This is a genomic window from Blautia sp. OF03-15BH, assembly GCF_003463065.1.
In the GTDB taxonomy this organism is placed as follows: domain Bacteria; phylum Bacillota; class Clostridia; order Lachnospirales; family Lachnospiraceae; genus Limivivens.
In genome coordinates, this window is record NZ_QSCM01000032.1 from 1 (window position 1) to 11,039 (window position 11,039).

Annotated in this window: 16 protein-coding genes and 1 tRNA gene; all 17 read right to left on the reverse strand. The window is 46.2% G+C overall.

Features of this window, described 5'->3' with window-relative positions:
- Nucleotides 1-79 precede the first annotated feature (79 nt).
- The gene (locus DXA57_RS16735) at nt 80-568 is read right to left on the reverse strand and encodes a hypothetical protein (RefSeq protein ID WP_117768397.1); all 489 of its coding nucleotides are present in this window, start codon (nt 566-568) and stop codon (nt 80-82) included.
- Nucleotides 569-597: 29 nt separating this feature from the next.
- On the reverse strand, nt 598-1,149 hold the full coding sequence (locus tag DXA57_RS16740) for a major tail protein (RefSeq protein WP_117768398.1): 552 nt from the start codon (nt 1,147-1,149) through the stop codon (nt 598-600).
- Nucleotides 1,150-1,151: 2 nt separating this feature from the next.
- Entirely contained in the window at nt 1,152-1,481 is a 330-nt protein-coding gene (gene gp17, locus DXA57_RS16745; RefSeq protein ID WP_117768399.1) for a tail completion protein gp17, read from the reverse strand.
- Nucleotides 1,481-1,933: an HK97 gp10 family phage protein gene (locus DXA57_RS16750; protein WP_117768400.1), complete on the reverse strand. Its 453-nt coding sequence runs from the start codon at nt 1,931-1,933 to the stop codon at nt 1,481-1,483. The genes gp17 and DXA57_RS16750 overlap by 1 nt, the downstream gene beginning before the upstream one ends.
- The gene (locus DXA57_RS16755; RefSeq protein WP_117768401.1) at nt 1,920-2,270 is read right to left on the reverse strand and encodes a hypothetical protein; all 351 of its coding nucleotides are present in this window, start codon (nt 2,268-2,270) and stop codon (nt 1,920-1,922) included. The genes DXA57_RS16750 and DXA57_RS16755 overlap by 14 nt, the downstream gene beginning before the upstream one ends.
- Entirely contained in the window at nt 2,239-2,541 is a 303-nt protein-coding gene (locus DXA57_RS16760; protein ID WP_117768402.1) for a hypothetical protein, read from the reverse strand. Before DXA57_RS16760 ends, DXA57_RS16755 begins: the two co-directional genes overlap by 32 nt.
- Nucleotides 2,542-2,553: 12 nt before the next feature.
- Nucleotides 2,554-3,762 carry a phage major capsid protein gene (locus DXA57_RS16765; RefSeq protein WP_117768403.1) on the reverse strand — a complete coding sequence of 403 codons (1,209 nt, stop codon included), beginning with the start codon at nt 3,760-3,762 and terminating at the stop codon, nt 2,554-2,556.
- Entirely contained in the window at nt 3,759-4,544 is a 786-nt protein-coding gene (locus DXA57_RS16770) for a head maturation protease, ClpP-related (protein ID WP_117768404.1), read from the reverse strand. Before DXA57_RS16770 ends, DXA57_RS16765 begins: the two co-directional genes overlap by 4 nt.
- Entirely contained in the window at nt 4,541-5,713 is a 1,173-nt protein-coding gene (locus tag DXA57_RS16775; protein ID WP_117768405.1) for a phage portal protein, read from the reverse strand. Before DXA57_RS16775 ends, DXA57_RS16770 begins: the two co-directional genes overlap by 4 nt.
- Before the next feature lie 19 nt (nt 5,714-5,732).
- A complete protein-coding gene (locus tag DXA57_RS16780; protein WP_117768406.1) occupies nt 5,733-7,394 on the reverse strand; it encodes a terminase TerL endonuclease subunit in 1,662 nt (553 codons plus the stop codon).
- The gene (locus tag DXA57_RS16785) at nt 7,378-7,701 is read right to left on the reverse strand and encodes a hypothetical protein (RefSeq protein ID WP_117768407.1); all 324 of its coding nucleotides are present in this window, start codon (nt 7,699-7,701) and stop codon (nt 7,378-7,380) included. Before DXA57_RS16785 ends, DXA57_RS16780 begins: the two co-directional genes overlap by 17 nt.
- A gap of 124 nt (nt 7,702-7,825) precedes the next feature.
- Nucleotides 7,826-8,131 (reverse strand): HNH endonuclease signature motif containing protein, encoded by a 306-nt coding sequence (locus DXA57_RS16790; RefSeq protein WP_199612772.1) that lies wholly within the window; start codon nt 8,129-8,131, stop codon nt 7,826-7,828.
- A 74-nt stretch (nt 8,132-8,205) separates the two neighbouring features.
- Nucleotides 8,206-8,278, reverse strand: a tRNA-Val gene (locus DXA57_RS16795).
- Nucleotides 8,279-8,384: 106 nt separating this feature from the next.
- Nucleotides 8,385-8,774, reverse strand: a complete 390-nt coding sequence (locus tag DXA57_RS16800) for a sigma factor-like helix-turn-helix DNA-binding protein (protein ID WP_117768408.1) — start codon at nt 8,772-8,774, stop codon at nt 8,385-8,387.
- A gap of 9 nt (nt 8,775-8,783) precedes the next feature.
- Nucleotides 8,784-8,969, reverse strand: a complete 186-nt coding sequence (locus DXA57_RS16805; protein WP_117768409.1) for a hypothetical protein — start codon at nt 8,967-8,969, stop codon at nt 8,784-8,786.
- A 260-nt stretch (nt 8,970-9,229) separates the two neighbouring features.
- Entirely contained in the window at nt 9,230-10,339 is a 1,110-nt protein-coding gene (locus tag DXA57_RS16810) for a hypothetical protein (protein WP_158571357.1), read from the reverse strand.
- On the reverse strand, nt 10,258-10,770 hold the full coding sequence (locus DXA57_RS16815) for a DUF7694 domain-containing protein (protein WP_117768411.1): 513 nt from the start codon (nt 10,768-10,770) through the stop codon (nt 10,258-10,260). The genes DXA57_RS16810 and DXA57_RS16815 overlap by 82 nt, the downstream gene beginning before the upstream one ends.
- Nucleotides 10,771-11,039 lie beyond the last annotated feature (269 nt).

Here is an 11,039-nt window from a genome sequence, read left to right on the forward strand (position 1 = left end):
AACTCAACACCGGCTTATATAATTTTATAATTTATATTTAACTGTTAACAACCTCCTAATATCACCGATTATATCATGTTTACGGCAACATATCAATGGCCGCCCGGGTATCTTTCTTCTTTCCGTTCAGTTCCAGATACTTTTCAAAGAGTGTAAAGAATTTCTTTGGTGTCATATTGAAGATTTCGTCCTCGCTGTAACCCATTTTTGAGGTGGCAATGATAAGGAGCTGGGCAACATCCAGCAGCTCGCTCTCTTCGTCGTCTCTCTCATCCTCCGGCTCCGGCATGGCGTCATTGAAGGCCAGGAGAAGGGCTATTGTCAGTCCCGGAATCTCCTTTTGCATCACGAGAGAACCCACCTCTTCTTTTGTATACCTTTTTCCGTTTTTCAGCCGGATGCCCTCGTCATTCAAAAGTTCTGTCAGTATATCCCGAAGGTACCCCGGTCCTTCCACAGGATCTTTCAACATTACCAGGAGTTGTCCCACTGTTTTGCCGAACCGGCTCTGCAGTTCGTCAATAACGCCGAGGGAGAAGAAGACGCAATGTTCTTCTCCCCCGATCATTATCCAGGTGCCTCCCGGTCTTAGGCTGCTCACGCTGCCTCCGCGGTGATTCCGACTTTTTTGTTCAGCCAGTCTTTTGCTGCTTTCAGAGTACCAAAAGTTGCTCTGATTTTCCATTCTTTTGAATCTTCCGGCACCATAGCCTCTCCTTCCAGAGTCACATGTGTAAAAGTTGTATTTTCCTGTTTTGTCTGATTCTCATCATTTGGCTCAGAGAACTTCACTTTCGTATAGAATTTAACTACCCACTTGTTCTCAGACATTCCGACTGCACCCACTCCAACAAAGGGAGCCTCATCGGTAGATTTAAAGGAAATTTCCCCATTTTCACCCTCTGCCTTGTCGTGCCCCAACAGGTAAGTATAAATCTCATCCACATCATTGTTCAGTTCTACACTCAGAGTCGCACCAGTTACAGAGTTATCCACTTCCTGGAGCACGTTATCCCCATAATCCTTTGCATTAGATTTTGCAGGGGTGCCGTTGAACGCTGCTGCCGGGCTCAGTCTCTTACCTTCTATATAGGTTCCATTTTCCTTGAGCTTACCAAATACTACATATTCAAGGCCTTTTTTCGCCATAGTTATTCCTCTCTTTCTTCTTCTTCGTGGCACGACAGTACCACATGAATTGTCTTTGTTTCTGTTTCATACAATGTCCGGATATCCGTTACCGTAAAACCGGCTTTCCGGAGTGCTGTTTCTGCAGCCTTCTTATACTCCCGGAACTTTCCGGTCTTCGGAGTGAAGATATGTACCTGCCACCAGGTAATGTGACATTCCGGATCATTATCGCCGTAGTCTGCCAGCTGTTCTGCTTCCTCGTTGTACACGATGTATTCCGGCTTTACTCCGGCATACTCATAATATTTCACCGGGATCCCGATGCCTTCCAGAACCTTTTCCAGTTCCATCACTGCATCACCTCCCGGTTAAATACCTCCTGCATTGCCTGAAGAACCCGCGGCTCGGCCCGGATCACCGCGCTGGTGATTACCGGTGTGGCCGGACGGCCTTTTACGCCAAATTCCAACCATACGAGCTTTTCCATATTCCGGACTCTCCTGTGCCCTGTTCCTTCGCCTTTTCCTTTTCTGGCGTTCTTCCACTTACCTTTTCCGCTGGCGTAGCCTGTAGGACGGGTACACATATAATACCCGCCATCAAAACCTGCCCGGAGTCCTGTCGGTTTTATGGACGCAACCATTTCACCAGTGTCTTTATGTTTCGACGCCTCCGCTACAACTTCCTCCTGGAGAATCTCCATGCCGGCTTTCATCATCTTGGGGGCTACCTCATCGAACCTTCCCAGCTTATCCAGCTGTGTCAAAAGTTCCTCAAAACCCTTTACTTCAAAGGATGCCATCGGCCACCTCCCTCTGTCTTGCAAGATGCAGGGATAACGCACTGGTTTTCGGCAGAGAATCCGGAATCATCTGTACCTGGCTGATCTCATAGACCCGTCCATGGATCACTGCCAGATACTCCGTAGTCAGCCATTCCTGGTATTGGATCCGGATCAGGCGGTCGACCTGTATCTTGGCCGTCATAGCTTCATAGTACCGCGCCGCTCCAACGGTTTTCTCTGCATACCGGAATTTTCCCCGAATCTGCCCTGCGTTCCCATCATCGTCGATCAGATGAATGGAAACCAATCCATCATTGAACGTTTCAAATGAAACCGTTGTCTTCTGCGTATTCATCCGTCTGCACCCCGATTCTCAGCATAATCAGTTCTGAATGGAAATTCTGTTCAAACAGTTCCAGTACGCTGTTGCGTGCATACCGGCAGTAATCCAGCAGAAGTGCCCGGGACTGGCCTTCTTTTCCGTAATCCAGGGTTTTCCCCGCCTTAGCGTCCAGATAGGCCATTCCCCTGGTGATGATGCCGATCAGCTTCGTATCTCCATCCGTATCGCTGTAGGTAATATCCAGATAATTCCTGACGTCATTCAAAAGCTCTTCTGCTGTCATGCGATCACCTCATCAAGCTTTCGCCTTTGTGTTTACCGGGTTGTCCTCGGTGTTGGTTACTTCCACTTTCAGGGACTGCGGTTTCAGTTTGGAAATATCCAGATACTGGAAGGAGTTGTTGTCTTTCGGCCGCCCCATTCCATACATCTTTGTTGTATATACCCTGTTGTCTTCCAGGAACTGGAACTCGTCGGAGTACTCGATCTTTCCGGAAGAGCCTGCCCCGATTCCCATGAAGTAGTTTTTTGCGATTCCGAGAATCGCTTCTCCCTCATCCAGCACAGCGGACTGAACTACCTTCGTAGGATACGGGAAAATGTTATTCTTATAGCTGCCATCGGTAGCCCGGACCGTAGACGCCGGGAGGATCCGTTTAATATAATCCACCGGATTTACCACAAGCATAACCTCAGGAACCGTGCGATACCCTCCCACATCATCCGGTTTCTTCGCCAGCGGCGCAATGATTCCACAGTATCCTTCCGGTTCCAGCGTTCCAAGACTTACTTTTGTTTTGTCTTTATAAACACCCTGTGTCACTGCACCAGCCAGATCTTTGCACATGCCGATCGGCTGATCTTTTCCTGTTCCTTTCAGAATTCCTTTTTCCAGTCCGGCTGCTGATGCTTCAGAAAGAATGATCCGCACATAATTGTCCAGCCATGCCGGTCCCAGCTTCAGCATATCCTTTGACACCGGGATAAATGCGCTCAGCTTTGCCAGGGTCATATCAAGTGTATCAATCTTTCCTGCCAGTTCGGTGGCGATAGCAGAATTCAGGGCGCTCCAGGTGGCCAGATCAATATTATCGGCATTGACGATCATCTTGATCACGCCCTGGCAGTTCAGAAAGTCAATATTGTCCAGCAGGGGGTGGGACTCTCTCATGTCAGAAATCACAGTGTCAATAACCGTCTCCGGCATTGCCTTTGAGATATCCACCAGTGCCTGCTTCGGATTCGCAGATTTTGAGGCATCAATCCAGGCCTGATAAAACTCTTTCTCCTCACTGGTCAGCTGACGGATGCCCCTGGCCGCAAGAATGGCAGAATCACGGCTCTGTCTCAGATCACCGTATTCCTCCATGATACGCTCCTGCACGCCATCGGCGAACCGAGAAAAGGCCTCGGCCATTGCTTCCTCGTCGTCGTTTTTCAGAGCCTCAGAGAGGTTCTGCATCAGTTCTTTGTTTTCCTGGTTCAGAAGGTCTTTATTCTTCATTTGCTGCTCCTTTCAAATGCATTTAAAAAAGCGCCCATCATTTTGAGCACTTTGTCGCCTTTTTCTTTTTTCTCCGGTACCGGAGATTTTTCTTTCGGAACAAACTGTTCCATCTCTTTGTGGAAGGACTGGAAACTGTTGATCTGCTGCCGTAACTGCCGGATCGTAACCTCTGCCTGCTGGTTCAGCTGGCTCGGATCCACCTTACTGCTACTGATTTCATCGCAGAAACCATATTCCAGGCACTGTTCCGGTGTCAGGAAGGTCTCCTTGTCCATCATCTCCTTGAGTTCTTCCTCGGTGAGATTTTTTGCCCGCTCCATGTAGATCTGCCGGTTGGACTCCATCAGCACATCCAGATCGTCCGCACACTTCCGCAGCATCTTTGCGTCGCCGTACACGGACATGGACATGTTATGAATCAACATTGAGGTACCCTGACCCATAATAATTTTGTCGCAGGCCATACAGATCACGCTTGCAATGGAATAAGCAAAGCCGTCCACATAGCAGATCTTCTCTGCCTTGTGCTGTTTCAGCTGGTTATAAATGGCAATTCCTTCTTTGACGGAGCCACCATTGCTGTTTACATGTAGCTCAATGCTCCCGCTGTCCGGGATCGCTTCCAGCTGCTCCCGGAAGTATTTTGCGCTGGTTTCTGACTCATCGTAGGCCCAAGTCTCCCAGTTAAAAGGGCCGTATGCGGTAACGTCATCATAAATGTACAATTTATGTGTATCTCCGCCTGCCAGCTGTTCGAAACGAAACTTCGTTGCATTCATCCTGTATCACCTCCTTTCGCAATATCGGTATAGTTCTTTGTGATCCAATGTTTTCGGCTCTCTTCCGTTCCAAGTTCTGTCTCTCCAAGCTTCTTCCGAAGCTCATCGATACAATACATGCCGGAAGAGATCAGCTTGTCGATTTTCTCTGCAATCGCGAACACATCCACATGCATGATAGTAGTTGTATCGATCTTCAAATAGCAGCCCTGCTGCACCTGGCGTTTGCCATAGCGCTTCCGGTTAATTTCTGTCTGAAGCATTTCGCAGATTGGATCCACACAAAAGGTAAGAAAGTTTTTCGTCATTTTTTCCACATCTGACACATCGCCTTTCAGCAATGCCGATGGAATATTGAACGCTCTGGCCACAGTCACCACAATTTCATCCAGAACATCAGTGATATCTTTCATCTCTGAGGTGGATTTCTTGCTCTGTTCTGCTGCCTGCTTCGTATAAGTAAAGCCGTTAAACAATGGGAGAACCGCGCTCCGGCTGTTGAAAAAGCGCTTAAATCGGTTGTTCATCAGGTCTTCATAGACTTCCTCAAAACTCCTGCCCCCATACTTTGCTCCGGTGGCCAGGGCATCAATGTGTAAGGTGCCCTTTTCGCCGCCGGCTTTTTCGTATTTATCCACTGCCTCATCCAACAGGGTGTTGTACCCGTTGCACAGGTTTGTGAGAAGCTGGCGGATATTCTTGTTATTTAAGCGAAAATACAGAACTTCCGACATACGAAAAGTCCTGTCAAAGGTCAGCCCCTTCCGGTATACGTTGCTGAATACCGTTTCCTTTAAGGCATATTCTTCTTTCGTGAAACTTTCCGCGATGATCAGCTGCCCCATGCTTTCGACCACCAGGCATTCATTACGGTACAGGAGTGTCGTTACAAGCTCCTGGAGGAACTGACTGGAGTTCTGATTTTTGTTCGGCTCGTAGTTCCAAACGTAGTATTCCTCTCCCTGCTGCTCCTTCCCTTTTGACAGAGTCTTAAATTCACACTTCGAAATGCTGTTTGCTATCAGATTGATTGCCGCATGAACTGTAAGTTCCTCTGCCACCAGGTTGGAAAGTCGTTCCTGGTCCACAAACTGTTCAATGGTGTCCGCAGTTACTTCCACGGTCTTTCCTGTAGACAATTTTCCTTCGAGCCATGCCCAAAATCCCATGTCACACCCCCTTCCCGCTTTAATAGCTATATACATCAAAGTTGATTCCGGAGTAGTCAAGCTCTTCCGGAATCTCATCAACAATGGTCATTGTGCTGACAAATGCCATAAATCCATCTGTCTTTCGGTAGTTCGGTTCGATTTTTCCGTATGTAATATTTCCCTTATCATCCATTTGTTTCTTGGTGTTATTGGTATACCACCGCATGATAGGTGTATTTCCGAAAACGATCCTATGGGTGACAAAGCCATGATTGATGATCGGTGCGGCCTTCATAATGTCAGAAGGTCGAACCAGATACACATTTTTCTTTTCAAAAGCATCGAACCCAACTTTCTTCAAAGCTGAGTTTAAAAGAGAATATCGGTAATTATCGATTGCAATCTTGATGATGTTGTACCGCTGGCCCATTTTCTCAAACCAGCCGGCCACCAAATCCGGAGAAATTTCCACATCATCCACAAATTCTACATCCCCTTTTGCTTCCCATTCCCGCAAAGGAGCCTTGATTCCACCTAAGTCCCTCGATCTGGAACAGATGAAGGTGTGCTGCACATGGTAGATTTTTTCTTCAACACGAAAAGTAAGGCCTGTTGCAACAAAATCATTGGTTTTCGCATAGTCCACACCTCCTACACAGTTCCTTCCCTCCAGGTCTATCATATCCTGATCCGTTGCCAGGATATCTTCCCAGGTGGCCACCTCAACTTCTTTATTTCCGATAGGGAAATTACAGCGTTTTGCCATATATTCCGGGAAGTAATCCATGTTATACGGCATTTCAATAATCTCTTTTTGAATCGTTGTCTTCAGGCTTGGAAAATCATTCAAACTGGGGATAGCTTTTACCAGCTTGTCGATCTGATTCCATTCCTTCTCGCTCTCAATCCGACACCAGAACACCAGTGTCCTGTTGAGTGGATTGTACTCTTTCAAAATATCCTGATTCTGTTCCTTTTCCTGGTCCAGTACCGCACCTCGGATGTGGCCATCCGTAGTGATTGTGATGATCCGCCCGTGCCAGACTTTTCCAAGGCCGGATTTCAACGTATTCATGTTCTGAACATCTGTATACTCATGCTTCTCATCGAAAATGATACATCCGGTACGTTTACTATCCTTGCCCCGTTTGGAAGAGGTATTGAACCGCAACTCCGACTTGGTCGCCCTGCCAGTAATCAGTTCTTTGGTGGCATGATAATTCTTTTTCAGCACCGTTTTATACTTCGATTCCACTGGATCCGTTATCACCTCATAAACATCTTTGAAAGAAGTCTTGGCCTGATCCTCTGCATTGGCCATCAGGTCAATGTTATAGCCCCTGATTCCGTGGTAAGGGGACAGGAAATAGAAACACAGGAAGGAAATAAAACCATTTTTCCCGCTTCCCCGGCCAACCATAACGCGAATCTCATTAAATACAATGTCACCATCGGTGAAGGTCACGCCCACAATCAAAGCAAAAAGAAATACCTCCCATTCGATGAGCCGATATGGAAAGTATTTCTGCAAGGACAAACCTTTTTCAATTTTTTCATCATCGATCCGGACATCCGGCCGTTCCAGCGTGGGGATCACTATATTATCAATCATGAGATCCTGCTCTTTGCAATGCTCCACCTCGTTGTTTTTGATTTTCCGGAGATACGGATCTATGAAGCGGCTATAACTCTTCATCATCTACAGCACCTGACGGCAGGACCACATCCGCCGGCTTTAAGCCCAGGAATGACAGGATGCTTCTCATCTCTGCTGAGATCCGACGCTTCTCTGCCGTTGCATCGGTATAATTTTTGAGCGTACAGTTTCCATCTTTTTTCAGGGCGGTAAGCGTCTGATTTATGTAGAGTAAATCATCATAAAAGGACATATACTCTTCCACCTTGTCTTCCAGAAATTTTTCAGACATTTTATTTGACAAAAGTGCATTTTTCAGGCTTTCTTTTGTCTTTTCTCTTTTCTTTTCCTGACTCAATGGGCGGGCCATTTTACCACCCTCCTTTCAATTTCCTGGAATTTTCAAAAATTTCTCTGGATACGAGCCCCTCCCCGGTCACACGTTCCCCAGAGTTTTTTCGTTTTTTTCACCCGGGGGGGCTCCCTGCTGCCGGCTACCAGCGCTCTTCGTTTGTGAACCCCGGCTTCTTTCTATGATGCTCATCATAGTGGCAGCGCTCGCAGATTGATTCCAAGTTATCCTGGTCAAGGGCCAGTTCCGGATGAATCCGCAGGTATTTCTTGTGATGAACCGTCGTAGCCTTCACTACAAGTCCTTTCCGTTTGCATCGTTCGCATTCATAGTGATTCTCTTTCAGAATCTGTACCTGTAATCTCCGCCAGACCGGCGAAGTGTAGAACTCATGCACCTTATTGTCACGGATGAGGCCTCTTATCCAGTTAAGCATTTCTTCTGTCATAATTTTCTCCATGAAAAAGACGAGAGTTTTCACTCTCGCCTCTGTGGTATAATATGGGTTTACTTTTGGAGAATTCGAAACAGCAGGACTTGAACTCTGCTTCTCTGGCTCGTAAGACCAGTGTTTTTCCCGGTAAACTATGTTTCGTCGGTGGCCAATCCGCAGGCCGCTTTTGTTGCAACCAGGTTAGGTATGCGCTTGACTTTTATCCAGTTTCAATATTACCACACTTTTTTATTATTTTTATTCCACTTTATAAAATCTCAAAGAATTTTTCAATTCTCTTGCTGACCGCACTCTGGCTCATATGGACCTTTCTAGCTATCCTCTGCTGCGTCATGCCGTCTATGTAACGCATCCGAAGAATCCGCCGGCTTAAGCCATCCGCTATATTCTCAATATAGTTTTCTATCTCCTCACACTCCAGCTCCAGGGCTGCCTTCCGCTCCTGGTATCTTTCTCGTCTCCTCTGTAAAAGATCTTCGTCCACACCGACGACCGCCTGTGGTCTGGGAATCCCTGTGCGCCCATCCAGAATCACACTGTTTCCCACCATATCTTCTCTGAGATGAGTGAGCTTATAGGCCAACTCCTGGATTTCCTCTTTATTGCTCTGATACGTCTCCAATCTTTCCCTGGTCATCGTAACCTCCTATTCCCACTTTCTTCCCGTGTGTCTATCTTTGAACACAATTCGGTTCGTTATCTCATAACCCATCTTTTCGGCCACTTCTTTAAAAACTTTCACCATCCAGTCTATTACCGCTGGCTGGCGGTCTGCCTGTTGGATCGCTTTCCCTGCCGTCGGATCCGGATATCCCTCTTTATTTTTGTTCATTATATACTCTCCTTTTTCTTTTCGTTTTTCCGGTTGCTTCTTCCAAAACGATCACCGCCCTGGAGGAATGTCTATTGCATTTATATCCCTGTTATTTCTTGTACGGTTCCGGCAGTGGTTTCAATGGACATCCGTGCATCAGATCGTCAAGCGAATCTGCGTTAAAATTTGCGTCTTCATCCTGCATCACGCACTCATCCGATCCATTGAGTAGGGGACACTGTATACATGATTCTGGTGTATCTATCACTAATACTGATTTACTCATCTGATTCCTCCATGAAATTGAATTCGATATTTTCACTGCTATCAACACCAAGCTGTCTACATTTTGCCATCGTTGATGTTCCTCCGGAATGGTATGTGTGAAACAGAAACAGTTCCTGGACAATATGGAAATATGACATGTTATAGCAGAACCTTTCTTCTTCACTCAGCTCTTCCACTGCGTTTTCTCCATGCACCCATCTGTACCATTTCTCGAAATACCCGACCAACTCCTGCATGAGAGAAATGCAGTAATGCAGAATGTACTTTTCTTCATGGCTTTCAAGCTCTTTGTCTTGGCAATCCCATTTTGTTTCCCGTAATATTTTCCACAATTTCTCCACTTCCGGAGATCTCCATGCGCACATGCAGTATGTATGCGCGTCTTCTGAATAATGGTAATGGTTTCTCTCCAGGTGTTCCCGGGCCTCTTTCTCTGTAAGAAACATCGTGCCCGGGTACATAATTGGTCTGACCGAAACGCCAACTATCGTGACATCGTCATATCCATTGTTGGCAAGAAATTCATTCACTTCCTGCGTTGACAAATCCTCATACTCTTCTTCTTCGTCTTCCGTGTACGTCAGTTTGAAATCCCATGTATACCCAGTTTCGATTCTACAGTTTTCTCTATCGATATTGCAGTCCGGCAGGATGTTATCATTGAGATACTTCACCGTTTCTTCCGTTGTGCTTGTAACTGTGCTTCCATCTACTTGCAAGCACAGTTCGTCCGGATCCTCATTATTGATCACTCTCTCACTACCTTTGATAATCCAGAAGCGGGGATCCGCTGTACCCGTGGTATCCTGTGTATTCATTTCAAACTGCAATCTTTTCAGGAATTCTACATCTTCCTGATTAAGTTCTCTTTTCTTCGTTGTATCTTCATGATACTGCAATGTTTTATGAAATATTGCCATCCTAGTTCCTCCCATTAGTTCACATATTTCTTCGCGTCTAATTATTTCGGATGCCTGCTCAATTGGCGTTCCGTGCCTCAGCGCCATAGTCGCACATGCTATTCCTTGTACGGTTCTGGGAACGGCATCCATGCTGTTATCTTCGCATCGCTGGACGCTCTGAGAAAATCGTTTTTCCATTCTCCGTCTCTTGTTTTTGCTGTTGTGCATATTTCCTGTTCACCGTCTTCGCACTTGATTGTTGCCAGCACATTATCGGAAACCTTTGCGAACATACCTTTTTTCCATTTCTCCGTCCCTTTAAATTTTGCAAAAATCGAATCATGTTCTTCCGGTAACCTTTCCGTAACCGGAATCCATCCCGGTTTCTCTTCTGTTTTCGTTTCGACTAACTCATTCAGTTCATGCCCTATCGGTTTCCAGAGATGCAAGCAGTTTTCGACCACATTCACATATTCACTTTTCTTCGGATGTATCTGATATACTTCCTCATCATCCTCGAAGAACATATCCTTCAGTACGCACATATCATTCCATGTAGGCACATTGAATTTCTTCTTCGGTGATACAGATACATGTTCATATCCTTCCTCATCATCTCCCCAGATCACAGAGCATGTCCCGCAATCAGGGAGTTTTACGAACGCACTGTTCGTCGGAAATGGTGTGCAATTCCAGATTTTTGAATTCTGTGAACTACTCGGTAACTGAGTTACCAGAGCATCTGAATAGAGGCGGGATACCGCCTTTTTCAGGGTGCGTCCATGACACCACTACTGTTTACTCTTTCGAGCTATACAGCTACTTTTATGATTTCCGTTGTTTTCAGTCCGGTCACGGACAGTTCTTTTTTTACTCCGGATACGGAGAGATATTTTCT